Origin of the sequence: Pseudomonas sp. 13B_2.1_Bac1 (assembly GCF_025466155.1) — a bacterium.
GTDB lineage: Bacteria > Pseudomonadota > Gammaproteobacteria > Pseudomonadales > Pseudomonadaceae > Aquipseudomonas > Aquipseudomonas aylmerensis.
In genome coordinates, this window is sequence record NZ_JANLOH010000022.1 from 1 (window position 1) to 24,550 (window position 24,550).

The window sequence follows — 24,550 nt, forward strand, 5'->3', positions numbered from 1 at the left end:
CTCGCGTGGGGGGCCCGCGGGGGTTGGCGGGGCGGCCCACCTAGGAGAGCCTATAGGAAGACAAGACCAGGATCTTTTTATAATATCGAACTGTCAATTAATTTGTCAATTCACGAGCATAAAAAACCCTGCGAATGCAGGGTTTTTAATCAATGCAGCATCACTGCTGAGCTACGATCACAGGCTCCACCCACCCGTTGGTGGCACAAATCTCCTGTATATCCTTAGCTGCGCGCTTATAAGACTCCAAGCTTTGTCGAGTCTTCGCGGCATTAGCGTGGCGTTGCTCATCAGAGATAGGCTTGAGGTCACGTAGCGATTTGATAGTCATCATCCCCACCCTTCGATTTCCTTTCAGATAGTTCTAGACCGGTATCAGGCAGTCTTGGTTCCCATAATAGGCTTCGCGCATTCGATCCATGGAATGGCGGTAGCTAAGCTTTTCATCCTCAACGATGAGGTTGAAAGCCAACGTTTCTTGCGACTCCTGCTGAGCGTAAATAGAGCACATACGCACAAATAATTCCTCGAACAGGTCGTCAAAAATCTTCAACTTTTCTTGCATTGGCGCTTTCAGAGGATGGGCATCTTCCATCTCACTACAGAAACAAAGATAGCCGCCTCTCTGCCGACGTGGTCTGTGGTACATCACTACACCCTTCTTTTTCGGGTAGAGCGACGTGACATTATGCGATTCACGCAGAAAAAACCAGAGCCACAAGGTAGCTGCTGCACTCATCACATATCGGCTGAAGGTGATCTCAACTTTAGCAGATGTTTGGTCCAGCGCTTCAATCAGCGCTACCATTCGATCCACATTTCCACCAGCGTTGTGACGCAGATGAATCTCAATCAAGTCACCCTCGGATGCCTTGTTGAGAACGTCAATGATCGGATTGACTGTCTCAGCTGAAATTTGATCTTGAAGCTCAAGCTTCAGCTTCGCGCGAGTATCCTCAACGCTCGGCAGTTCTACTCCAATATTCGCCTCCAATGCTATCCCTCGCTTGATCGATTTCGGCGCGAGATGTTACCAGCCAGGTGAAACACTATCAATGTGATATCAAAATGAACCGACGAACGCTCATCCGTCCCATCACAAAATACAAACCATGCACTGAAGCAGGCACATCGCGTGGTACGCTTCGATGAATATATGACCACATCTAACTCTAGGGTTTGTCATAGCGCAATGCCCCAAATCTGCCCCACACCACGAGCCTAATAGACCGCAAGCCACTGATGAATAAAGTAATTTCCGATCTGTCCTCCCACACCCCGATGATGCAGCAGTACTGGCGCCTGAAAAACCAGCACCCTGATCAGTTGATGTTCTATCGCATGGGCGACTTCTACGAGATCTTCTACGAAGACGCGAAGAAGGCTGCCAAGCTGCTGGATATCACCCTGACCGCGCGTGGGCAGTCGGCGGGGCAGTCGATTCCGATGTGCGGGATTCCTTACCACTCGTTGGAAGGCTACCTGGTCAAGCTGGTGAAGCTGGGCGAGTCGGTGGTGATCTGTGAGCAGATCGGCGATCCCGCGACGAGTAAAGGCCCGGTTGAACGCCAGGTGGTGCGCATTATCACGCCGGGGACGGTGAGTGATGAGGCGCTGCTGGATGAGCGTCGCGACAACCTGATCGCGGCGGTATTGGGCGACGAGCGTCTGTTCGGCCTGTCGGTACTGGACATCACCAGCGGCAACTTCAGCGTGCTGGAGATCAAGGGTTGGGAGAACCTGCTGGCGGAGTTGGAGCGTATCAATCCGGTGGAATTGTTGATCCCGGATGATTGGCCGAAGGATCTGCCGGCGGAAAAACGCCGTGGGACAAAACGCCGTGCGCCGTGGGATTTCGAGCGTGACTCGGCGCTGAAAAGTCTGTGCCAGCAGTTCTCGGTGCAGGACCTCAAGGGCTTCGGTTGCGAAACCCTGACCCTGGCCATCGGCGCTGCCGGTTGCCTGCTCAGTTATGCCAAGGAAACCCAGCGCACCGCCCTGCCGCACTTGCGCAGCCTGCGTCATGAGCGTCTGGACGATACCGTGGTGCTCGATGGCGCGAGCCGTCGCAACCTGGAACTGGACACCAACCTGTCAGGCGGGCGTGATAACACCCTGCAATCGGTGGTCGACCGTTGCCAGACCGCCATGGGCAGCCGCTTGCTGACCCGTTGGCTGAACCGTCCGCTGCGCGATTTGAGCGTGCTGCAAGCGCGCCAGACCTCTATTACCTGCCTGCTCGACCGCTATCGCTTTGAAAAACTGCAGCCACAGCTGAAGGAAATTGGCGATATCGAACGCATCCTGGCACGGATCGGCCTGCGCAACGCGCGGCCGCGTGACCTGGCGCGCCTGCGCGATGCACTCGGCGCCCTGCCGCAGTTGCAAGCGGCGATGACCGAATTGGACACGCCGCACCTGCAGCAACTGGCCGTCACCGCCGGTACCTACCCGGAACTGGCGGCGTTGCTGGAAAAGGCGATCATCGACAACCCGCCGGCAATCATCCGTGACGGCGGCGTATTGAAGACCGGTTACGACAGCGAGCTGGACGAACTCCAGGCCCTGAGCGAAAACGCCGGGCAATTCCTGATCGACCTGGAAGCCCGCGAAAAGGCCCGCACTGGCCTGGCCAACCTTAAAGTCGGCTACAACCGCGTGCATGGCTACTTTATCGAGTTGCCAAGCAAGCAGGCCGAGTCGGCGCCGATCGACTACCAGCGCCGCCAGACCCTCAAAGGTGCCGAGCGCTTTATCACCCCTGAGCTGAAAGAATTCGAAGACAAGGCACTTTCGGCCAAGAGCCGCGCCCTGGCTCGGGAAAAGATGCTCTATGAAAACCTGCTTGAAGACCTCATCAGCCAACTGGCGCCGCTGCAGGACACGGCAGCCGCCCTGGCGGAACTGGACGTACTGAGCAACCTCGCCGAACGCGCGCTGAACCTCGACCTGAACTGCCCGCGTTTTGTCAGCGAGCCCTGCATGCGCATCGTGCAAGGTCGCCACCCGGTTGTAGAGCAGGTATTGACCACGCCATTCGTCGCCAACGACCTGTCGCTGGATGACGATACCCGCATGCTGGTGATCACGGGTCCGAACATGGGCGGTAAATCCACCTACATGCGTCAGACCGCTTTGATCGTGCTGCTCGCACACATCGGCAGCTTTGTGCCGGCGGCCAGTTGCGAATTGTCGCTGGTGGATCGCATCTTCACGCGGATTGGCTCCAGCGATGACCTGGCCGGTGGCCGTTCGACCTTTATGGTGGAAATGAGCGAGACCGCCAACATCCTGCACAACGCCACCGAACGCAGCCTGGTGCTGATGGACGAAGTGGGTCGCGGCACCAGCACCTTCGACGGCCTGTCCCTGGCCTGGGCTGCAGCCGAGCGTTTGGCGCATCTGCGCGCCTATACGCTGTTTGCCACGCACTATTTCGAGCTGACCGTACTGCCGGAAAACGAGCCGCTGGTGGCCAACGTGCACCTCAATGCCACCGAGCACAACGAGCGCATCGTGTTCCTGCACCACGTGCTGCCTGGGCCGGCGAGCCAGAGTTACGGCCTGGCCGTGGCGCAACTGGCCGGTGTCCCCACGGAGGTGATCACCCGTGCCCGCGAGCACCTGAGCCGCCTGGAAGAAACTGCACTGCCCCACGAGCTTCCGGTGGCAAGCCCGGCCAAAGCCAGCAAAAAAGCCAGCGCGCCACACCAGAGCGATCTGTTTGCCAGCCTGCCCCACCCCGTGCTGGACGAGTTGGCTAAACTTGACCTGGATGACTTGACGCCGCGAAAAGCGCTCGAAATGTTATATGCACTTAAGACTCGGATATAACGCAGACGCTTGCAAGCTGGTAGACTCTCGCGCGGTTTGGGATGCTGCGGGCTTTTAGCCTGGTCCGCAGACTATCGCTCCCGAACCTCGCGAGCCCTGCCACAAAGGGTTTCGCTGCCGCCGCCTGAGGAGAAAATTAGAAATGACCTTCGTCGTCACCGACAACTGCATCAAGTGCAAGTACACCGACTGCGTAGAAGTGTGTCCGGTGGACTGCTTCTACGAAGGCCCGAACTTCCTGGTCATCCACCCGGACGAGTGCATTGACTGCGCCCTGTGTGAACCTGAATGCCCGGCCGTCGCCATTTTCTCCGAGGACGAAGTCCCGGCAGAGATGCAGGAATTTATTCAGTTGAACGTCGAGCTGGCGGAAATCTGGCCGAACATCACCGAACGTAAAGACCCGATGCCGGATGCGGCAGAGTGGGATGGCAAGAAAGGTAAGATTGCAGACCTCGAACGCTGATAGCGTCGCCGCCCTCTAAAAAGGCCCCTTGCGGGCCTTTTTGCGTTTCTGGATGAAGGGATTCACTTTCCTGCAGGCAAAAAAAAGGGGCGGTATGACCCGCCCACATTTTTTCCCTAGTCCCTGTATTCCTTTTCATCGTCCTGATGAATCGCATCCTGCGACGTTCCCTCAAACCATCGTTCCTTGATGGCTGTGTCAATCCGTGGACACAGGGCTGATGTTAGAGAGTTCCCTGGGAAGTTCAACGGGATGCAACGAGCCGACTGACAGATGTCAACGCCAATGCCCACACAGATAATTGTTATATTTCAACAAGATAGAAAAGTCTTTCCAGCACTCGAGACCTCTACCCCCAGGGAAAAAACCCAAACACTTACGAAAAAGTAAGTGAATGCTTACAAGCGCAATTGCGAAAAAGTGTCATTGGAGACCTTGGGGTGATTTGCAGGCAAGAAAAAGCCCCGACACCGTCGAGGCTTTTTCCTTTCAATCCGCTCAGTCGTCGCTGACCGTTATCGTCGGCATTGCCGGCGCCGCCGCTTCCTGAAGGACGATCCGCGCGCCTACATGGCGGGCCAGTTCCTGATAGATCATGGCGATTTGGCCGTCCGGCTCGGCGGCCACGGTCGGTTTGCCGCCGTCGGCCTGCTCACGAATGACCATCGACAGCGGCAACGAGGCCAGCAGCTCGACGCCGTACTGGGTGGCCAGTTTCTCGCCACCGCCCTCGCCGAACAAATGCTCGGCGTGCCCGCAGTTGGAACAGATATGCACCGCCATGTTTTCCACGACGCCCAGCACCGGGATGTTGACCTTGCGGAACATCTCCACGCCTTTTTTCGCGTCGAGCAACGCCAGGTCCTGAGGCGTGGTGACGATCACCGACCCGGCCACCGGGACTTTCTGCGCCAGGGTCAGCTGGATATCACCGGTGCCTGGTGGCATATCGATCACCAGGTAATCCAGGTCGCCCCAGGCGGTCTGCGTGACCAACTGCAGCAGCGCGCCGGAGACCATCGGCCCACGCCAGACCATCGGCGTGTTGTCATCGGTGAGAAAGGCCATGGACATCACTTCGACGCCCAGCGACTCGATCGGCACAAACCACTTCTGATCCTTGACCTTGGGCCGCGTGCCTTCGGCAATGCCGAACATCACGCCCTGGCTCGGGCCGTAGATATCCGCGTCGAGGATGCCTACGCGCGCGCCTTCACGGGCCAGCGCCAGGGCCAGGTTGGCGGCGGTGGTGGATTTGCCCACGCCGCCCTTGCCGGATGCCACCGCCACCACGTTCTTGACGTTGGCCAGGCCCGGGATCTGTGCCTGGGCCTTGTGCGGGGCGATCACGCATTGGATGTCGACCTTGGCCGAACTCACGCCGTCGAGGCCTTCAATGGCCATTTGCAGCATCTGCGCCCAGCCGCTCTTGAACAGCCCGGCGGCATAGCCCAGCTCCATCTGGACGGACACCTGGCCCCCCTGGACCTCGATGGCGCGTACACAGCCGGCACTGACCGGGTCCTGGTTCAAATAGGGGTCGGTGTACTGGCGAAGAACGGCTTCCACCGCTGCGCGATTGACGGCGCTCATGGGCAACTCCCGAAAAAAGACTGACTGAAACAGGCGGCTATCCTAACCGTTCCAGCGTCGTTGCGGCATGCTTTCGCGGGCAAGGAAGATTCTGAAACAGCAGCACGGGGTGAAATAAATTTCCCGGCGCTTTATAGTGGCCGACCTCCGTTTCATCAAGTAGCCGAGCCCCATGTCCGAGCCACGCAAGATCCTCGTCACCAGCGCCCTGCCCTATGCCAATGGTTCCATCCATCTTGGCCATATGCTTGAGTACATCCAGACCGATATGTGGGTGCGCTTCCAGAAGCATCGCGGCAATCAATGCATTTATGTCTGCGCGGACGACGCCCACGGTTCGGCCATCATGCTGCGCGCCGAAAAGGAAGGGATCACCCCGGAACAACTGATCGCCAATGTGCAGGCTGAACACAGCGCCGACTTTGCCGAGTTCCTGGTTGATTTCGACAACTTTCACTCGACCCACTCCGAAGAAAACCGCGAGCTGTCGAGCCAGATCTACCTGCGCTTGAAAGATGCCGGGCACATTGCCACGCGCTCGATCACGCAGTATTTCGACCCGGAAAAGAAAATGTTCCTGGCCGACCGCTTCATCAAGGGCACCTGCCCGAAATGCGGCACTGAAGACCAGTACGGCGACAACTGCGAGAAATGCGGTGCCACCTACGCACCGACCGACTTGAAGGATCCGAAGTCGGCCATCTCCGGCGCCACCCCGGTGCTCAAGGACTCCCAGCACTTCTTCTTCAAGCTGCCGGATTTCCAGCAGATGCTGCAAACCTGGACCCGCAGCGGCACCCTGCAGGACGCCGTGGCGAACAAGATCGCCGAATGGCTGGATGCCGGCCTGCAACAGTGGGACATCTCCCGCGATGCGCCGTACTTCGGCTTCGAGATTCCCGGTGAGCCGGGCAAGTATTTCTACGTGTGGCTGGACGCGCCGATCGGCTACATGGCCAGCTTCAAGAACCTCTGCGACCGTACGCCGGAGCTGGACTTCGATGCGTTCTGGAACAAGGATTCCAAGGCCGAGCTGTACCACTTCATCGGCAAGGACATCGTCAATTTCCACGCGCTGTTCTGGCCAGCGATGCTCGAAGGTTCGGGCTACCGCAAGCCAACCGGCATCGCCGTGCACGGCTACCTGACCGTCAACGGCCAGAAGATGTCCAAGTCCCGTGGCACCTTTATCAAGGCGCGCACCTACCTGGACCACCTGTCGCCGGAATACCTGCGTTACTACTATGCCTCCAAGCTGGGCCGTGGCGTCGACGACCTGGACCTGAACCTGGAAGACTTCGTACAGAAGGTCAACTCGGACCTCGTGGGCAAAGTCGTCAACATCGCCAGCCGTTGCGCCGGCTTTATCCACAAGGGCAACGCCGGTCTGCTGGTGGCCGAGAACGCCGCGCCGGAACTGACCGAAGCGTTCCTGGCGGCTGCGCCCAGCATCGCCGACGCCTACGAGGCGCGCGACTTTGCCCGCGCCATGCGCGAAATCATGGGCCTGGCCGACCGCGCCAACGCCTGGATTGCCGACAAGGCGCCGTGGTCGCTGAACAAGCAGGAAGGCAAGCAGGCTGAAGTCCAGGCGATCTGCGCCACAGGCGTCAACCTGTTCCGCCAGTTGGTGATCTTCCTCAAGCCGGTCCTGCCATTGCTGGCCGCCGACGCCGAGGCGTTCCTCAATGTCGCACCACTGACCTGGAACGACCACGCCACCTTGCTCAGCAACCATCAGTTGAACGAGTTCAAGCCGCTGATGACCCGTATCGACCCGGTCAAGGTGCAGGCCATGACCGACGCGTCCAAGGAAGACCTGGTCGCCAGCCAGACCGACACCGGCGAATCGGCTCCGGCTGGCAACGGCGAACTGGCCAAGGACCCGCTCTCCCCGGAGATCGATTTCGACGCCTTTGCCGCTGTTGACCTGCGTGTTGCCCTGATCGTCAAGGCCGAAGCCGTGGAAGGGGCCGACAAACTGCTGCGCCTGACCCTGGATATCGGTGACGAGCGACGCAACGTGTTCTCCGGGATCAAGAGCGCTTATCCAGACCCGTCGAAGCTCGATGGTCGCCTGACCATGATGATCGCCAACCTCAAGCCACGGAAAATGAAGTTCGGCATCTCTGAAGGCATGGTGATGGCAGCCGGCCCTGGCGGCGAAGAGATCTACCTGCTGAGCCCCGACAGCGGCGCCAAGCCAGGCCAGCGTATCAAGTAAGCGTCTAGGCCTTTAGTGAGCGAGCCTGGTGCGGTTGGCCAGGCTTGTTGTAGTGAGCGGGTCTTGTTATGGCAGCTGGGCTTGATGTAGTGAGCTGGGCTTGTTGTGGCGAGCGGGCTTGCCCCGCGTTGGGGCGCGTAGCGGCCCTGAACCAGGCACCCGGTTCTGTCTGTAGGAATGCAGCAGCCCTGATGGGGCTGCTTCGCAGCCCAACGCGGGGCAAGCCCGCTCACCACAACAGCCTTCCATAAGCTTTAAGCCACAAGCTTCAAGCTTCAAGCTTCAAGCTAAGAGCCACGAGCCAGCTTGTAGCTTGCAGCTTGCAGCTTGCAGCTTTTAGCTAAACGCTCCGTTTGTCCAACCGGCATGCCAATGATTACTCCATGAATCTGATTCAACGTATCGACGCGCTGCTGCCGCAAACCCAATGCGGCAAGTGCGGGCACCCGGGTTGCAAGCCTTACGCCGAGGGCATCGCGCGTGGTGAGGCGATCAACAAATGTCCGCCCGGTGGGCAGGAAACCATCGCCGGCCTGGCGCTCTTGCTGCGTGTGCCAGCGCTGGAACTGGACACCAGCCGTGGCGAAGCCCCGGCGCAGGTTGCCTACATCCGCGAGGCAGAATGCATCGGCTGCACCAAATGCATCCAGGCCTGCCCGGTGGACGCGATTGTCGGCGCCGCCAAGTTGATGCACACCGTTATCGTCGATGAGTGCACCGGTTGCGACCTGTGTGTCGCGCCCTGCCCTGTCGACTGCATTGAGATACGCCCGACGGCCAACGTGTTGCCGATTGTGGGCGGCTTGGCGACCAATGAGTCCCAGCGTCATGAACGCGGCCTGAAACGCGATCGCGCGCGGCGGCGCTTTGAACAACGCAACGCACGCCTGCAACGGGAAGAAGCCTTCAAGCTCGCTGAACGCCTGGCACGGGCCCACCGCGCCGCACCAGAGGTCCCCACGCCACCCGATGCCGCTCAGGCAGCACAAGACGCCGCGATCAAGAAGGCCAAGATCACGCTCGCCATGAGCCGCGCGCAACTGCACAAATCCTTGAAGGCATTCGGCCACCCGCCGACCTTTGAGCAGCAGTCGCAATTGATCGTCCTGCAGCAGCAGTTCGAAGCGGCGGAGCAGGCGCTGGCGGCCCTGGAGGTCACCGAGCGAGCGGCGCCGCCCGCGCAAAAAGACCCTGCGCTCAAACGCGCAAAAATCCAATTGGCGATGCGCCGCGCCGAATTGAAAAAGGCTCAGGACCTGAACGCTGACGAGCAGCAACTGGCGACCTTGAGCGCTGCGCTGTCCAGCGCCGAGCAAGCCTTGCATGACGCCGAGACTGACAGTGAGCAGCCCCGGCCCGATTTACAGCGCGTGGAAAAACGTCCGATCGACGCCCAACTGCGGCAGCTGAAAACGGCGCTGGCCTATGCTCGAGCCGATGTCGCCAAGTTACAACGCCAACCAGGCGTCAGTGCCGATCAACTCAAAGCCGCACAACACGCGCTGGAGCAAGCGCAGCACTGCGTGGACACTCACGTCGGCGCTTGACCCACTGCAGGCGACGCTGCCGCGCGCCGTGGCGATGGTTTATCCTGCTCGGGTCATCGCCCGCGGGCCCCAAGCCTGGATTCACTTTTCATACTGATGTCGACCGTTTGCAAGGAACCCACCGCCCCATGAACGCCGCAAAACGCCTGGAAATTTTTCGCAGGCTTCACGAAGACAATCCGGAACCCAAGACCGAGCTGGCCTACACCACGCCGTTCGAGTTGCTGATTGCGGTGATCCTCTCGGCCCAATCCACGGACGTTGGCGTCAACAAGGCTACGGCGAAGCTGTATCCGGTGGCGAACACACCCGAGGCGATCTACGCCCTTGGGGTGGAAGGGTTATCGGAATACATCAAGACGATTGGCCTGTACAACAGCAAGGCCAAGAACGTGATCGAAACCTGCCGCCTGCTGGTCGAACTGCACGGCAGCGAAGTGCCGCAAACCCGCGAAGCCCTTGAAGCGCTGCCGGGAGTGGGCCGTAAAACCGCCAACGTGGTGCTCAACACCGCATTCCGACAACTGACCATGGCCGTGGACACGCATATATTTCGGGTCAGCAACCGCACCGGGATTGCCCGTGGCAAGAATGTGGTGGAAGTCGAAAAGCAGTTGATGAAATTTGTCCCCAAGCCCTATTTGCTCGACTCCCATCACTGGTTGATCCTGCATGGGCGCTACGTTTGCCAGGCGCGCAAGCCTCGCTGCGGCAGCTGTCGGATCGAAGACCTGTGCGAATACAAGGAAAAAACCTCCGACGATTGAGCAATCATTGATTTTCTCGATCAGTCGATTGAAAAAATCTTTTTTACCCGCTCATGGAATATCGTTATAAGGAGCGCCAACGGCAGTCTTAGCCCGGAGTTAACCTTATGAGCACTGGCAAAGAACAACTGGAAGTGGAAGACGACCTCGTTGAGTCGGATGACGATGGGGCAGAAGCACCTGTGGCAGAGGTGGCCAAGACCAATCTGAGCAAACGCCGCACCATCGACAATCTTCTGGAAGAGCGACGCTTGCAAAAACAGTTGGCCGACTACGACTTCGACCTCTGATAGAGCCTGTAACGGCCGGAAGCCTCCTTTACGGAGGCTTTTTTGTGCCGGCACACCTGGATTGACAGCGGCCCTATACCAGACCGTTGCGTTGGGCCAACTCGATCAGGTCCACCAGCGACCGTGCATTGAGTTTGAGCAGCAAGCGTGTCTTGTAGGTGCTGACGGTCTTGTTGCTGAGGAACATGCCGTCGGCGATCTCCTTGTTGGTTTTGCCTCGGGCCAACTGTTGCAACACCATCATCTCGCGACCGGAAAGGCGCTCGACCATGTCAGCCTCGCTGGCGTTGCCCATGGTGGAGCGCACCGAGTTCAGCGCCTGGTTGGGGAAATAGCTGTAGCCCGAGAGCACCGCTTTTATGGCACTCAGCAACTCGGTCAGATCCTGCTGCTTGCACACATAGCCGGCAGCCCCCGCCTGCATGCAGCGCATCGAGAAATGGCCGGGGGCCTGCGACGTCAGCACCAGCACCTTGAACGGCGTGGCCTGCTTGGTGGACGACAGTCGGCAAATGACTTCCAGGCCGTCGAGCTTGGGAATTCCAATATCCAGTATGACAATGTCCGGCATATGCTCGCGCGCAAGTTGCAACGCATCGACACCGTTATCGGTCTCGGCAACGACCTCATAACCATGACGCTCCATTAGCATACGCACAGCAAGACGAATGACGGGATGATCATCCACGATCAGCACTTTATTCATGAGAAAGTCCAATTTCGCTGTTCGAATTATTCAGAGCAAACACAATAGCCTAGTCGTTTCCTAGTTGGCATAGCATTCACCCCCAAGTTAGAGCAACCAGAGACCCAACCCACAACCACTTCGGAATTAACCTACAAAAAAACGCTAACTCGGATGTGTCGAGATTTATGTGGCCTTTCAGACCTTTCCTGTGTCGCACATATTTTGAATGAAATATCCAACCAATAAGGGGGTTGGGGTAAACGCGGCGCACGCAACCTTCAGGAAATATCCCTTGCTTGCGGCGCAGGCATACGCAGGCCGGCGAAAAGCGGCCGCTGCGCTCAGTTCCATTTGACATATCCATTTACACTCAAAATCTCCTACAGAACTTTCATAAGCACTTAGTCAGAACACACTTACATGTGTGAATTTTCTGTAGGACATAGTTCCTAGTCAGATGTAAATAATTCGCCCCCCCAAGAAAATCGACAATAAATATTCAGAATGAAAATTTTATCCCTTAACAGCTCGGCAACTTTAAACATTTATAAACATGAGACTGTATTGCTTAATCGACAGGCAAAAAAAATGGCCCCTTGATAAAGGGGCCATTCTCACAACGCGTCTGACACTCAGAACAACTTGCGACCCTTGTTGGCCGCAATGCGCATGCGCAGTGCGTTCAACTTGATGAAGCCCGCAGCGTCCGCCTGGTTGTAGGCGCCGCCATCTTCTTCGAAGGTGGCGATATTGGCATCGAACAGCGACTCATCGGACTTGCGCCCGGTGACGATCACGTTGCCCTTGTACAGCTTCAGGCGCACCACACCATTCACGTGGGCCTGGGAAGCGTCGATCATCTGCTGCAGCATCAGACGCTCTGGGCTCCACCAGTAGCCGGTGTAGATCAGGCTGGCGTACTTGGGCATCAGCTCGTCTTTGAGGTGAGCGACTTCGCGGTCCAGGGTGATCGACTCGATGGCGCGGTGGGCGCGCAGCATGATGGTGCCGCCTGGGGTTTCGTAGCAGCCACGGGACTTCATGCCCACGTAGCGGTTCTCGACGATGTCGAGACGGCCGATACCGTGTTCACCACCGATACGGTTCAAGGTCGCCAGCACGGTGGCCGGGGTCATTTCGACGCCGTCCAGTGCGACGATGTCGCCGTTGCGGTAGGTCAGTTCCAGGTATTGCGGCTTGTCGGGTGCGTTCTCCGGGGAGACGGTCCAACGCCACATGTCTTCTTCGTGCTCGGTCCAGGTGTCTTCCAGCACGCCGCCTTCATAGGAGATGTGCAGCAGGTTGGCATCCATCGAGTACGGGGACTTCTTCTTGCCGTGACGCTCGATCGGGATCGCATGCTTTTCAGCGTAATCCATCAGCTTTTCACGCGACAGCAGGTCCCACTCACGCCAAGGGGCAATCACTTTGACGCCTGGCTTGAGGGCGTAGGCGCCCAATTCGAAGCGCACCTGGTCGTTGCCCTTGCCGGTAGCGCCATGGGAAATGGCGTCGGCGCCGGTTTCGTTGGCGATTTCAATCAGGCGCTTGGCGATCAGCGGACGTGCGATGGAAGTACCCAGCAGGTACTCGCCTTCGTAGACGGTGTTGGCGCGAAACATCGGGAAGACGAAATCGCGGACGAATTCTTCGCGCAGGTCGTCAATGTAGATCTCTTTCACGCCCATGGCTTGCGCCTTGGCACGTGCAGGTTCGACCTCTTCGCCCTGACCCAGGTCAGCGGTGAAGGTCACCACTTCACAGTTATAAGTATCCTGCAGCCACTTGAGGATCACCGAAGTGTCCAGGCCGCCGGAATACGCGAGAACGACCTTGTTTACGTCGGCCATGCCATCACTCCACGGGGTTGTACGGAAAGCCGTCGATTCTACCGACCAAAACCGTGAATTTACAGAGGCGCGACAGCAAATGAAGATAAAGCGACAGATTATGTCGAGTGAGCGACCGATGGTCGCATCACAGGGACGGGCTTATGATGTGTGTGCCGGGTTGCTCGGCGCAGTAGCCTGGGGCGCCGGCTTCTCGGGAGCGGCCCCGCGCTCCAGCTGAATATTCACGCGGCGGTTGCGCGCCCGGTTGGCCGCATTGGTGTTGGGTGCCAAGGGATAGCTTTCGCCGTGGAAACGCATGGTGATCTGCGACTCCTGGATACCATTGGCCTTGAAGTAATCCATCACCGCCAACGCGCGGCGGCGCGAGACATCGCGGTTGGTGAGGCGATTGCCACTGTTGTCCGAATGCCCGTTCAACTCGATATGGTTGACGGTGGGGTCGGCCTTCATGAACGCAAGAATCACCGACAGTTTTTTCTTCGCAGCCGCATCCAGCTCGATGCCGCCACCGGGGAAACCGACTTCGGTCTGCTTGACCTGATCGTAATTCATCGGCAGCAACTTGGTGGTACACAACTGATAGTCGTTGTAGGCCTTGTTGAATTTCACCGGCAACAGGCGAATTTCCGAATAGCCGCCTTCGCGCCCGTAATGCCGCACGGTCGGGCTACGTCCTTCCAGCAAACCGGTGAACAAGCGCCCGGCCTGGGCCTGAGAGCTGTTGAAGAGTACATCGCCACTGCCTGCCCGCACCGCCCCGAGGTTGATATCGCCCCGGCCCGGTTGCCAAGGGGCAGCCGCCGCCAGCAACGTGGCAGAGCCCGCGCCCAGCGCGCCGCTGTAGGCTTTCAGACGAAATGTTGCCTGCTCGCCAGCCCGGCGCACGAACTCACCCGAGCCGAAATCAGTGATTGGCTGGGTCAGGCGGCACTCGAACTGATCGCCTTCCACCTTCCACTCAATGTTCTCCAGACGTGTCTGGAACGTGAGGGCCATCGCAGGCAGGCTGGCGAACACACTGAGCAGGGCTAGGTAATGCTGGCGCACGGAAGGCTCCACTGGTTTCTACAACACTTCAAAGCGTCATACATCGTTAAGGCATACCTAGGGCTATCGGTTGCATCCGGCAAAACTTGATAGCGAGTGCCTGCAAGAGTCTTTTCCGGTAGCATTCCCACCAGATTGACCCGCCTGGAATCCCCAATGTCCGACCGCCTGACCCTGCTGCGTCCCGACGACTGGCATATTCATCTTCGCGATGGTGCTGCGTTGCCTCAAACCGTGGCCGATGTAGCGCGCACGTTTGGCCGCGCCATCATCATGCCCAACCTGGTACCTCCGGTGCGCAACGCCGCTGAAGCCGACGCCTATCGCCAGCGTATCCTCGCTGCGCGGCCGGCCGGCAGCCGCTTTGAACCGTTGATGGTGCTCTATCTCACCGACCGCACCCAGCCTGAAGAGATTCGCCAGGCCAAGGCCAGCGGTTTCGTGCACGCCGCCAAGCTGTACCCGGCGGGCGCGACCACCAACTCCGATTCCGGCGTGACCAGTATCGACAAGATCCTGCCGGCCATCGAAGCCATGGCGGAAGTCGGCATGCCGCTGCTGATCCACGGCGAAGTGACCCGTGGTGATGTCGACGTGTTCGATCGCGAGAAGATCTTCATCGACGAGCACATGCGCCGCGTGGTCGAGCTGTTCCCGACCCTGAAGGTGGTGTTCGAACACATCACCACGGCCGATGCGGTGCAGTTCGTCACTGAGGCTTCGGCCAATGTGGGCGCGACCATCACTGCGCATCACCTGCTCTACAACCGCAACCACATGCTGGTGGGCGGGATTCGGCCGCATTTCTATTGCCTGCCGATTCTCAAGCGCAACACCCATCAGGTCGCCCTGCTGGATGCAGCGACCAGCGGTAATCCGAAGTTCTTCCTCGGCACCGACTCCGCGCCCCATGCCCAACACGCCAAGGAAGCCGCGTGTGGCTGTGCCGGCTGCTACACCGCGTATGCCGCCATCGAGTTGTATGCCGAAGCGTTTGAACAACGCAACGCCCTGGACAAGCTCGAAGGTTTCGCCAGCCTCAACGGCCCGCGTTTCTACGGCCTGCCGGCGAACACCGACCGCATTACCCTGGTCCGTGAAGACTGGACCGCCCCTGCCAGCCTGCCGTTTGGCGAGCTGACTGTTATCCCGCTGCGCGCCGGTGAAACACTGCGCTGGCGCCTGCTGGAGGAAAGCAAGTGAGTGAAGACCATTACGATGACGAACACGAGCACAGTGGTGGCGGCTCCCGTCACCCGATGGCCGAGCGGTTTCGCGGTTATCTGCCGGTCGTTATCGACGTAGAGACTGGTGGTTTCAATTGCGCCACCGACGCCTTGCTGGAAATCGCCGCCACCACCATCGGCATGGATGAACAGGGTTTTGTGTTCCCGGAGCACACCCACTTCTTTCGCGTCGAGCCGTTCGAAGGCGCCAATATCGAAGCAGCAGCCCTGGAATTCACCGGGATCAAGCTCGATCACCCACTGCGCATGGCGGTGAGTGAAGAAGCGGCGCTGACCGATATTTTCCGTGGCGTGCGCAAGGCGTTGAAGGCTAATGGCTGCAAACGCGCAATCCTGGTAGGCCACAACAGCAGCTTTGACCTGGGTTTCCTGAATGCTGCCGTGGCGCGCCTCGATATGAAGCGTAACCCGTTCCACCCCTTCTCCAGCTTCGACACCGCCACCCTCGCAGGCCTGGCGTATGGCCAGACCGTACTGGCGAAAGCCTGCCAGGCAGCCGGTATCGACTTTGACGGACGCGAAGCCCACTCGGCGCGCTACGACACCGAGAAGACGGCCGAGCTGTTCTGCGGCATCGTCAACCGTTGGAAGCAGATGGGCGGCTGGGAAGACTTCAACGACTGACGGAGCGGTTGTGGTGACCTGCTTGCCCTGATGTGGCAAGCCGGTTTGCCCTGAGGTAGTAATGTGGCTGCGCTGTTGTGGTGAGCAGGCTTGCCCTGCGTTGGGCTGCGTAGCAGCCCCATAGGCACCCACAGGATTTATCAGGTAAACCGCGGTGTCTGGTTTTGGGGCTGCTGCGCAGCCCAACGCAGGACAAGCCTGCTCGCCACAAAAAGTCTCCTCACCACGAGAGGCTTGTTCCCCACAAGAAGCCTATTCAATACAAGAAGCTTGTTCCCCACGTGGAGCCTACTCACCACAGCCTGCTTGCCTTGATGCGGCAATCTGGCTGCTCTGTTGTGGTGAGCAGGCTTGCCCTGCGTTGGGCTGCGTAGCAGCCCCATTGGCACCAACAGGGTTTATCAGGTAAACCGCGGTGTCTGGTTTTGGGGCCGCTGCGCAGCCCAACGCAGGACAAGCCTGCTCGCCACAAGAAGCCTGCTCACCATGAGAGGCTTGTTTCCCACACGAAGCCTATTCAATACAAGAAGCTTGTTCCCCACGTGGAGCCTACTCACCAAAGCCTGCTTGCCTTGATGCGGCCATTTGGCTGCGCTGTTGTGGTGAGCAGGCTTGCCCTGCGTTGGGCTGCGTAGCAGCCCCATACGCATCCACAGGGTTTATCAGGTAAACCGCAGTGTCTGGTTTTGGGGCCGCTGCGCAGCCCAACGCAGGGCAAGCCTGCTCGCCACAAGAAGCCTGCTCACCACGAGAGGCTTGTTCCCCACAAGAAACCTATTCAATACAAGAAGCTTGTTCCCCACGTGGAGCCTACTCACCACAGCCTGCTTGCCTTGATGCGGTAATTTGGCTGCGCTGTTGTGGTGAGCAGGCTTGCCCTGCGTTGGGCTGCGTAGCAGCCCCATAGGCATCTACAGGATTTATCAGGTAAACCGCGGTGTCTGGTTTTGGGGCCGCTGCGCAGCCCAACGCAGGACAAGCCTGCTCGCCACAAGAAGCCTCCTCACCACGAGAGGCTTGTGCACAACAGGAAGCCTACTCACCACAGCCTGCTTGCCCTGCTGTGGTCATTTGGTTGCGCTGTTGTGGTGAGCAGGCTTGCCACAAGAGGCCTCCTGACCACGAGCAGCGCACTCGCGACTCAAAGCCAGTCACACGGCTGAATCCCGCGCATAAAAAAACCGGCCTTCTCAGGCCGGTTTTTTTACCGTGAAACTGGCTTACAGCTTGCCAGCGTTCTCGGTCAGGTAAGCCGCAACGCCTTCTGGCGAAGCGTTCATGCCTTTGTCGCCTTTTTTCCAGTTGGCAGGGCAGACTTCGCCGTGCTCTTCGTGGAATTGCAGAGCGTCGACCAGGCGGATCAGCTCTTCCATGTTACGACCCAGCGGCAGGTCGTTGATGATCTGGGAACGTACAACGCCCTTGTCGTCGATCAGGAACGCGCCACGGAAAGCCACGCCGCCTTCGGACTCAACGTCGTAGGCCTTGGCAATGTCGTGCTTCATGTCGGCAGCCATGGTGTATTTGACTTTGCCGATGCCGCCATCATTGATGGCAGTGTTGCGCCATGCGTTGTGGGTGAAATGGGAGTCGATGGAAACGGCAACCACTTCTACGTTGCGCGCCTTGAAATCGTCCATGCGGTGGTCCAGAGCGATCAGCTCCGAAGGGCAGACGAAGGTAAAGTCCAGCGGGTAGAAGAATACCAGGCCGTATTTGCCTTTGATGGCTTCAGACAGTTTGAAGCTGTCAACGATTTCGCCATTGCCGAGGACGGCAGGTACGTCGAAATCCGGGGCTTGTTTGCCGACGAGTACGCTCATTGGTTATCTCCTGATAGTAGGGTGACGATTGAAGTAAAAGGACCGGCCTCAAGTCTGCCGCATTCAAGCGACAGGCCCGTGACGCAGTCACGCTTCGTGAAGACCGAGCATCATACACTGAAAAAACCGTTCGTCAGTGCGTGCGCAATGCCTGCGAATACCCTACGAATCTACTTTGACAATCATTCTCGTTAACATTAAGATCCATCGCACTTAAGCCTTAAACCCGCGACGGTTCTCCCTTATGTATGTGTGCCTGTGTACTGGCGTCACCGACGGACAAATCCGCGAAGCAATCTACGAAGGTTGCTGCAGCTACAAGGAAGTACGTGAAACCACCGGCGTTGCCAGCCAGTGCGGAAAATGTGCTTGCCTCGCCAAGCAAGTGGTACGGGAAACCCTGACGCAGCTGCAGACAGCCCAGGCCGCGCTCCCCTACACAGCAGAATTTACACACGCCTAAATACGCGTGTTTTAAAGAACCGGACTTAGTGTCCGGTTTTTTTATGCCTGCAATTCAATTAGTTAGCGTCAAGACGCGGAACACAAACATTCTTATTCCGATTAATTTTCATTTATTATTCAATAACTTAGGTTTGACACTAGGGATTTCGCCGCTCAAACTCCGCCTTATACACAGCTATTACAGGGCAGGACCCCAGTCATGAAAGGCGACATCTCAGTCATCCAGCAACTCAACAAAATCCTTGCCAATGAACTGGTCGCGATCAATCAGTACTTTCTGCATGCGCGCATGTATGACGATTGGGGCCTGGAAAAGCTCGGCAAGCGTGAATACAAAGAATCCATCAAAGCCATGAAGGATGCCGACGCGCTGATCAAGCGCATCCTGTTCCTCGAAGGCCTGCCGAACGTGCAGGACCTGGGTAAGCTCAACATCGGTGAGCACACCCAGGAAATGATCAGCAGCGACCTGGGCTTTGAACGCAAGAGCCACAGCGACCTCAAGGCCGCCATTGCGCACTGTGAGACCAAGGGTGACTTCGGCAGCCGAGAACTGCTGGAAGATATCCTGGAAGACCAGGAAGAACATATCGACTGGCTGGAGACCCAACTGGGCCTGATCGACAAAGTCAGCCTGGAGAACTACCTGCAATCGCAGATGGGTGAATAAGCCCTAGGCGACAGGTACAAAAAAGCCCCGCTCTCTTATGAGAAGCGGGGCTTTTTATTAACCGATGATTTCGAGAATCAAGCGTCGGTCTTGGCTGCAGCGTTTTCCGCGGCTTTTTTGATCAGCGCCTGCAGCGAACCATCAGCGGCCATTTCGACGATGATGTCGCTACCGCCGACCAGCTCACCGGCAACCCACAGTTGTGGGAAAGTAGGCCAGTTGGCGTACTTCGGCAGGTTGGCGCGGATTTCAGGGTTTTGCAGGATATCCACGTAAGCGAACTTCTCGCCGCACGCCATGATGGCCTGGGACGCCTTCGCGGAGAAACCGCACTGGGGAGCGTTCGGAGCGCCCTTCATGTAAAGCAGAATGGTGTTGTTGGCAATCTGCTCTTTGATCGTTTCGATGATATCCATGGAACACCTCGGCTGGAACTTTGCGACTCACAGGTCGGCACGGTGGCGCATTGTAACGCAAAATCCCAGCGTGGTGCTCAGGCTCCTTAAGCGGCTGCAACCTGCACCGGCACCCCGTTCAACGCGGCGTTGCCGGACAATTCGTCCAATTGCCGTTCGTCAGTCAAGTCGTTCGCGCTCGCGCCCGGCTGGCTGCTGGCGATGGTCATCTGCACGCCGGGGCGGCCATGGCCCCAGCCGTGAGGCAGGCTGACCACGCCGGGCATCATGTCCAGGCTGGCCACCACCTCGACCTCGATCATGCCGATGCGCGAACTCACACGCACCCGCTGGCCAGCACTCAACTGCCGACGGCTCAGGTCGTCCGGATGCATCAGCAACTGGTGCCGAGGCTTGCCCTTCACCAGCCGGTGATAGTTGTGCATCCAGGAATTGTTGCTGCGCACATGGCGCCGACCGATCAGCAACAATTCGTCAGCCACCGGCACCGGCTGCGCGGCAAAACGCGCCAGGTCCGCGAGGATCACCGCCGGCGCCGCGCGCACCTTGCCATCAGCGGTTTTCAGACGCGCGGCGAGGTTGGGCTTGAGCGGGCCCAGATCCACGCCATGGGGATGCTCGGCGAGCATCGCTACCGACAACTTGTACCCGGACGCATCACCATAGGCCCCGGCCCGCAGCCCGAAATCGATCATCTGCGCTGGCGGCATGGTGGGCTTGAGCGCAGCGCCGGTGTGCGCCGCAAACGCTTGAGCCAGCCCGACAAAAATCTCCCAGTCATGCAGCGCGCCCGCAGGCTTGGGCAGGATTGCGCGATTGAAGCGGGTGACGTTACGCACCGCAAACATGTTGAAGGTGGTGTCGTAATGATCGTTTTCCAGCGCTGAGGTGGACGGCAGGATCAGGTCGGCATAGCGCGTGGTCTCGTTGATATACAGGTCGATACTGACCATGAACTCCAGGCCATCCAGGGCCTGTTCAAGCTGACGACCATTGGGCGTCGACAACACGGGGTTGCCGGCCACGGTCACCAGCGCGCGGATTTGTCCTTCACCTTCAGTGAGCATTTCCTCGGCGAGGGCCGACACCGGCAACTCGCCACCGTACTCCGGTCGTCCGGAGACCCGGCTCTGCCAGCGATTGAAATGCCCGCCGCCGGTGGACGCGACCAAGTCCACCGCCGGCGTGGTGCACAAGGCGCCGCCGACGCGGTCCAGGTTGCCGGTCACCAGGTTGATCAACTGCACCAGCCAATGGCACAGCGTGCCAAACGCCTGGGTCGAGACGCCCATGCGCCCGTAGCACACCGCCTTGTCGGCGCCTGCAAAGTCCCGCGCCAGCTGGCGAATCTGCTCAGCCGGCACCGCACATTGACCGCTCATGGCCTCAGCGGTAAAGCCGGCGATGGCCTGGCGCACCTCCTCCAGGCCTTCAACCGGCAGATGGCTGGCGCGGGTCAGGTTTTCGGTAAACAGCGTGTTGAGCACCCCGAACAACAACGCGGCATCCCCTCCCGGGCGCACGAACAGGTGCTGGTCAGCCATTGCCGCTGTCTCGCTGCGCCGAGGATCGACCACCACCACTTTGCCGCCCCGCGTCTGGATGGCCTTGAGGCGCTTCTCCACATCGGGGACGGTCATGATGCTGCCATTCGACGCCAGCGGGTTGCCGCCCAGGATCAGCATGAAGTCGGTGTGGTCGATGTCCGGGATCGGCAACAACAGCCCGTGTCCGTACATCAAGTGGCTGGTGAGGTGGTGGGGCAACTGGTCCACCGAGGTTGCGGAAAACCGGTTGCGTGTCTTCAGTTGGCCAAGGAAGTAGTTGCTATGGGTCATCAGCCCGTAGTTATGCACGCTCGGGTTGCCTTGATACACCGCCACCGCGTTTTGCCCGTGACGCGCCTGAATGCCCGCCAGCCGTTCGGCTACAAGCGCAAAGGCTTCTTCCCACGAGATCGACTGCCATTCGCTGCCCACGCGCCGCATCGGCTGGTGCAGGCGGTCCGGATCATTCTGGATATCCTGCAGCGCAACGGCCTTGGGGCAGATATGCCCACGGCTGAACGTATCCAGCGCGTCGCCCTTGATCGAAGTGATCGCCAGGCTGCCGTCGTCGGCCTGGGTGGTTTCCAGGGTCAGGCCGCAGATGGCTTCGCACAGGTGGCAGGCACGGTGATGGAGAGTCTTGGTCATGGCCAGTCTCTTTATTGGGGATGGCTGCACTATGGGCCGCGCCAGGCACAGCGACCAGTAACGTTCGTCCCGTGAATCGGCCGGCATCAGGCCCGGGCATGGGTATACGTGAGCAAATGTTTCAGAAACTTCCCACATAGCCGCCAAAACCGACGCAGCTTGGCCTGGGCGCGTCCCCGCGCATTGCAAAAGGCTGCGGCGCCAGTGTACAAATGGCCCGCTGCTGTCAGGAAACCGTCTTCAAACGCGCTCCGGCGCCCTGCTTGAACACCCTTAAAAACCGTAGCCCTATTGGTAAGACGCGACATTTAATTATAAGATCGCGCCTTCCCCTATTTCGTCGCCCCGTGCGGCTTTCGCCGCAGGTCTCGCCCGTTGTCACAATAAACAAGGCTTTGAGTATCTGCGGTCTGTTGCAAAAAGGTAGTTAATGATGAGCGCAAGGCACTTTCTCTCCCTGATGGATTGCACGCCCGAAGAGCTGGTCAGCGTGATCCGTCGAGGCATTGAGCTTAAAGACCTGCGTAACCGCGGCGTACTGTTCGAGCCTTTGAAAAACCGCGTGCTCGGCATGATTTTCGAGAAGTCGTCGACCCGCACCCGCTTGTCTTTCGAAGCCGGCATGATCCAGCTGGGTGGCCAGGCCATCTTCCTGTCGCCGCGCGACACCCAACTGGGCCGTGGCGAGCCGATCAGCGATTGCGCCATCGTCATGTCGCGCATGCTTGATGCGGTGATGATCCGTACCTTTGCCCACAGCACCTTGACCGAATTCGCTGCCAACTCGCGCGTGCCGGTGATCAATGGCCTGTCCGATGATCTGCACCCGTGCCAGTTGCTGGCCGACATGCAGACCTTCCTCGAACACCGCGGCTCGATCCAGGGCAAGACCGTGGCCTGGATCGGCGACGGCAATAACATGTGCAACAGCTATATAGAAGCGGCGATCCAATTCGATTTCCAGCTGCGCATTGCCTGCCCGGAAGGCTACGAGCCTGACGCACGTTTCCTCGAACAGGCCGGCGACCGCGTGACCGTGGTGCGTGATCCGCGCGAGGCGGTGATCGGCGCCCACCTGGTGAGCACCGACGTCTGGATCTCCATGGGCCAGGAGGACGAAACCGCCAAGCGCCTGGCGCTGTTTGCGCCCTTCCAGGTTACCCGCGCCCTGCTCGACCAGGCTGCGCCAGATGTGCTGTTCATGCACTGCCTGCCGGCCCACCGTGGCGAGGAAATCAGCCTCGACCTGCTCGACGACCCGCGCTCCGTGGCCTGGGACCAGGCAGAAAACCGCCTGCACGCACAGAAGGCCCTGCTCGAGTTCCTCGTCGAGCCGGCGTACCACCACGCATGAGCCAGCCATTACTGCTGAACCTGCGCAATCTGGCATGCGGCTATCAAGATCAACGTGTGGTGCAGAACCTCAACCTGCACCTCAATGCCGGCGACATCGGGTGCCTGCTCGGCTCCTCGGGCTGCGGCAAAACCACTACCCTGCGGGCGATCGCCGGGTTCGAGCCGGTGCATGAAGGTGAAATCAGCCTGGCCGGCGAAGTGATTTCCAGTGCCGGCTTCACCTTGGCTCCGGAGAAACGTCGCATCGGCATGGTGTTTCAGGACTACGCGCTGTTTCCGCACCTCAGCGTGGCGGACAACATCGCCTTCGGCATTCGCAAGCACCCGCAAAAAGACCGCGTGGTCGCCGAACTGCTGGAACTGGTGAACCTGAAGAACCTCGGCAAACGCTTTCCCCACGAGCTTTCCGGCGGCCAGCAACAACGGGTGGCCCTGGCCCGCGCCTTGGCGCCGGAACCGCAGCTGTTGTTGCTCGATGAACCCTTCTCCAACCTCGATGGCGAACTGCGGCGTAAGCTGAGCCACGAAGTTCGTGACATCCTCAAGGCACGCGGCACCAGTGCGATTCTGGTCACCCATGACCAGGAAGAAGCCTTCGCGGTGAGTGATCAGGTGGGCGTGTTTAAAGAGGGTCGGCTGGAGCAGTGGGACACGCCCTACAACCTCTACCACGAGCCGCAGACGCCGTATGTCGCCAGCTTTATTGGCCAGGGCTATTTCATCCGTGGCCAGCTCAGTTCGCCGGAATCGGTCAGCACCGAACTGGGCGACCTGCGAGGCAATCGTGCCTATACCTGGCCTACCGGTGGCGCAGTGGACGTGCTGCTGCGTCCGGACGACATCGTCTATGCGCCGGACAGCGCACTCAAAGCGCGGATCGTCGGCAAGACCTTCCTGGGCGCCTCAACCCTGTACCGCCTGCAATTGCCAACGGGCGCGCAGCTGGAGTCGATCTTCCCCAGCCATGCGGATCACCAGGTTGGCGCGGATGTGGGTATCCGTGTCGCGGCAGAACACCTGGTGTTGTTCCAGGCCTCGGGCAGCACTGCCGCGCAGATTCCGCATGCCGAATCCGGTGTGCGGCGTTATAGCCCGGCGAACTGACGCAATCCTATCGAAATGTGGGAGCGGGCTTGCTCGCGAATGCGCTACATCAGTCACTGCATCTTTGACTGTCACACCGCTTTCGCGGGCAAGCCCGCTCCCACATTGGATCTGCATTGGCCTGAGATCAGGCCGGGCCTATTAGCGCGAACTTGGCTTGGGGTATGTTCGACGAATCGCTCCCGCCTTTACAGCCCAACGAACTGACAAAACCCCATCGAAATGTGGGAGCGGGCTTGCTCGCGAATGCGCTTCATCAGTCACTGCATCTTTGACTGCCACACCGCTTTCGCGGGCAAGCCCGCTCCCACATTGGATCTGCACTGGCCTGAGATCAGGCC

General features: G+C 59.0%; 20 protein-coding genes. 12 read left to right on the forward strand and 8 right to left on the reverse strand.

The genetic code is table 11. From position 1 onward, the window contains the following. Positions 1-364: 364 nt before the first annotated feature. Positions 365-994, reverse strand: coding sequence for a hypothetical protein (locus NTD80_RS04840; protein WP_262132394.1), 630 nt, complete (start codon positions 992-994; stop codon positions 365-367). Between the two features lie 260 nt (positions 995-1,254). Here NTD80_RS04840 and mutS point away from each other — a divergent pair, with 260 nt between their 5' ends. Both mutS and fdxA read left to right on the forward strand, forming a co-directional pair. Next, on the forward strand, positions 1,255-3,834 hold the full coding sequence (gene mutS, locus NTD80_RS04845; RefSeq protein ID WP_262132401.1) for a DNA mismatch repair protein MutS: 2,580 nt from the start codon (positions 1,255-1,257) through the stop codon (positions 3,832-3,834). Between the two features lie 142 nt (positions 3,835-3,976). Next, a complete protein-coding gene (gene fdxA / locus NTD80_RS04850) occupies positions 3,977-4,300 on the forward strand; it encodes a ferredoxin FdxA (protein ID WP_003208688.1) in 324 nt (107 codons plus the stop codon). 498 nt (positions 4,301-4,798) lie between these two features. Here fdxA and apbC read toward each other — a convergent pair whose 3' ends face one another. Next, on the reverse strand, positions 4,799-5,893 hold the full coding sequence (gene apbC, locus NTD80_RS04855) for an iron-sulfur cluster carrier protein ApbC (RefSeq protein WP_065906755.1): 1,095 nt from the start codon (positions 5,891-5,893) through the stop codon (positions 4,799-4,801). A 172-nt stretch (positions 5,894-6,065) separates the two neighbouring features. Here apbC and metG point away from each other — a divergent pair, with 172 nt between their 5' ends. The 4 genes from metG to NTD80_RS04875 all read left to right on the forward strand — a co-directional run bounded on the left by metG (position 6,066) and on the right by NTD80_RS04875 (position 10,721). Continuing rightward, the gene (gene metG, locus NTD80_RS04860) at positions 6,066-8,117 is read left to right on the forward strand and encodes a methionine--tRNA ligase (protein WP_120447742.1); all 2,052 of its coding nucleotides are present in this window, start codon (positions 6,066-6,068) and stop codon (positions 8,115-8,117) included. A 383-nt stretch (positions 8,118-8,500) separates the two neighbouring features. Next, complete coding sequence (gene rsxB / locus NTD80_RS04865) at positions 8,501-9,664, forward strand: electron transport complex subunit RsxB (RefSeq protein ID WP_262132395.1); 1,164 nt, start codon at positions 8,501-8,503, stop codon at positions 9,662-9,664. A 128-nt stretch (positions 9,665-9,792) separates the two neighbouring features. Then, positions 9,793-10,431: an endonuclease III gene (gene nth, locus NTD80_RS04870; protein WP_065906761.1), complete on the forward strand. Its 639-nt coding sequence runs from the start codon at positions 9,793-9,795 to the stop codon at positions 10,429-10,431. A 107-nt stretch (positions 10,432-10,538) separates the two neighbouring features. Continuing rightward, entirely contained in the window at positions 10,539-10,721 is a 183-nt protein-coding gene (locus NTD80_RS04875; protein WP_028619066.1) for a PA3496 family putative envelope integrity protein, read from the forward strand. Positions 10,722-10,794: 73 nt separating this feature from the next. Here the strand turns inward: NTD80_RS04875 and NTD80_RS04880 are convergent, their stop codons facing one another. The 3 genes from NTD80_RS04880 to NTD80_RS04890 form a co-directional block, all read right to left on the reverse strand. Continuing rightward, positions 10,795-11,427, reverse strand: coding sequence for a response regulator transcription factor (locus tag NTD80_RS04880; protein WP_017844627.1), 633 nt, complete (start codon positions 11,425-11,427; stop codon positions 10,795-10,797). A 614-nt stretch (positions 11,428-12,041) separates the two neighbouring features. Continuing rightward, a complete protein-coding gene (locus NTD80_RS04885) occupies positions 12,042-13,259 on the reverse strand; it encodes an argininosuccinate synthase (protein WP_007938916.1) in 1,218 nt (405 codons plus the stop codon). A gap of 141 nt (positions 13,260-13,400) precedes the next feature. After that, positions 13,401-14,309 (reverse strand): flagellar protein MotY, encoded by a 909-nt coding sequence (locus tag NTD80_RS04890; RefSeq protein WP_262132396.1) that lies wholly within the window; start codon positions 14,307-14,309, stop codon positions 13,401-13,403. A 156-nt stretch (positions 14,310-14,465) separates the two neighbouring features. On the opposite strand from NTD80_RS04890, the gene pyrC reads away from it, so the two are divergent. Then, positions 14,466-15,512, forward strand: coding sequence for a dihydroorotase (gene pyrC, locus NTD80_RS04895; protein ID WP_106805015.1), 1,047 nt, complete (start codon positions 14,466-14,468; stop codon positions 15,510-15,512). Beyond that, entirely contained in the window at positions 15,509-16,180 is a 672-nt protein-coding gene (gene rnt / locus NTD80_RS04900; RefSeq protein ID WP_010564138.1) for a ribonuclease T, read from the forward strand. The genes pyrC and rnt overlap by 4 nt, the downstream gene beginning before the upstream one ends. 1,220 nt (positions 16,181-17,400) lie before the next feature. Here rnt and NTD80_RS04905 read toward each other — a convergent pair. Continuing rightward, the gene (locus tag NTD80_RS04905; protein WP_003172097.1) at positions 17,401-18,003 is read right to left on the reverse strand and encodes a peroxiredoxin; all 603 of its coding nucleotides are present in this window, start codon (positions 18,001-18,003) and stop codon (positions 17,401-17,403) included. 244 nt (positions 18,004-18,247) lie between these two features. Here NTD80_RS04905 and NTD80_RS04910 point away from each other — a divergent pair, with 244 nt between their 5' ends. Beyond that, complete coding sequence (locus tag NTD80_RS04910) at positions 18,248-18,466, forward strand: bacterioferritin-associated ferredoxin (RefSeq protein WP_078740971.1); 219 nt, start codon at positions 18,248-18,250, stop codon at positions 18,464-18,466. Positions 18,467-18,667: 201 nt separating this feature from the next. After that, a complete protein-coding gene (bfr, locus tag NTD80_RS04915) occupies positions 18,668-19,138 on the forward strand; it encodes a bacterioferritin (protein ID WP_012722487.1) in 471 nt (156 codons plus the stop codon). A 77-nt stretch (positions 19,139-19,215) separates the two neighbouring features. On the opposite strand, the gene grxD is transcribed toward bfr, so the two are convergent. After that, a complete protein-coding gene (grxD, locus tag NTD80_RS04920; protein ID WP_262132397.1) occupies positions 19,216-19,554 on the reverse strand; it encodes a Grx4 family monothiol glutaredoxin in 339 nt (112 codons plus the stop codon). Between the two features lie 86 nt (positions 19,555-19,640). After that, a complete protein-coding gene (locus tag NTD80_RS04925) occupies positions 19,641-21,749 on the reverse strand; it encodes a molybdopterin oxidoreductase family protein (RefSeq protein ID WP_262132398.1) in 2,109 nt (702 codons plus the stop codon). 433 nt (positions 21,750-22,182) lie between these two features. Here NTD80_RS04925 and argF point away from each other — a divergent pair, with 433 nt between their 5' ends. Both argF and NTD80_RS04935 read left to right on the forward strand, forming a co-directional pair. Further along, positions 22,183-23,103: an ornithine carbamoyltransferase gene (gene argF, locus NTD80_RS04930; RefSeq protein WP_262132399.1), complete on the forward strand. Its 921-nt coding sequence runs from the start codon at positions 22,183-22,185 to the stop codon at positions 23,101-23,103. Next, positions 23,100-24,209, forward strand: a complete 1,110-nt coding sequence (locus NTD80_RS04935; protein ID WP_120447738.1) for an ABC transporter ATP-binding protein — start codon at positions 23,100-23,102, stop codon at positions 24,207-24,209. The genes argF and NTD80_RS04935 overlap by 4 nt, the downstream gene beginning before the upstream one ends. Positions 24,210-24,550: the final 341 nt, after the last annotated feature.

Bases quoted from the DNA above. Each gene is read 5' to 3' on its own strand.
- NTD80_RS04910 (WP_078740971.1), top strand. From the start codon at position 18,248: ATGTATGTGTGCCTGTGTACTGGCGTCACCGACGGACAAATCCGCGAA.
- NTD80_RS04905 (WP_003172097.1), bottom strand. From the start codon at position 18,003: ATGAGCGTACTCGTCGGCAAACAAGCCCCGGATTTCGACGTACCTGCC.
- NTD80_RS04875 (WP_028619066.1), top strand. From the start codon at position 10,539: ATGAGCACTGGCAAAGAACAACTGGAAGTGGAAGACGACCTCGTTGAG.
- nth (WP_065906761.1), top strand. From the start codon at position 9,793: ATGAACGCCGCAAAACGCCTGGAAATTTTTCGCAGGCTTCACGAAGAC.
- fdxA (WP_003208688.1), top strand. From the start codon at position 3,977: ATGACCTTCGTCGTCACCGACAACTGCATCAAGTGCAAGTACACCGAC.
- apbC (WP_065906755.1), bottom strand. From the start codon at position 5,893: ATGAGCGCCGTCAATCGCGCAGCGGTGGAAGCCGTTCTTCGCCAGTAC.
- NTD80_RS04925 (WP_262132398.1), bottom strand. From the start codon at position 21,749: ATGACCAAGACTCTCCATCACCGTGCCTGCCACCTGTGCGAAGCCATC.
- bfr (WP_012722487.1), top strand. From the start codon at position 18,668: ATGAAAGGCGACATCTCAGTCATCCAGCAACTCAACAAAATCCTTGCC.
- NTD80_RS04885 (WP_007938916.1), bottom strand. From the start codon at position 13,259: ATGGCCGACGTAAACAAGGTCGTTCTCGCGTATTCCGGCGGCCTGGAC.
- grxD (WP_262132397.1), bottom strand. From the start codon at position 19,554: ATGGATATCATCGAAACGATCAAAGAGCAGATTGCCAACAACACCATT.
- NTD80_RS04880 (WP_017844627.1), bottom strand. From the start codon at position 11,427: ATGAATAAAGTGCTGATCGTGGATGATCATCCCGTCATTCGTCTTGCT.
- rsxB (WP_262132395.1), top strand. From the start codon at position 8,501: ATGAATCTGATTCAACGTATCGACGCGCTGCTGCCGCAAACCCAATGC.
- argF (WP_262132399.1), top strand. From the start codon at position 22,183: ATGAGCGCAAGGCACTTTCTCTCCCTGATGGATTGCACGCCCGAAGAG.
- pyrC (WP_106805015.1), top strand. From the start codon at position 14,466: ATGTCCGACCGCCTGACCCTGCTGCGTCCCGACGACTGGCATATTCAT.
- metG (WP_120447742.1), top strand. From the start codon at position 6,066: ATGTCCGAGCCACGCAAGATCCTCGTCACCAGCGCCCTGCCCTATGCC.
- NTD80_RS04935 (WP_120447738.1), top strand. From the start codon at position 23,100: ATGAGCCAGCCATTACTGCTGAACCTGCGCAATCTGGCATGCGGCTAT.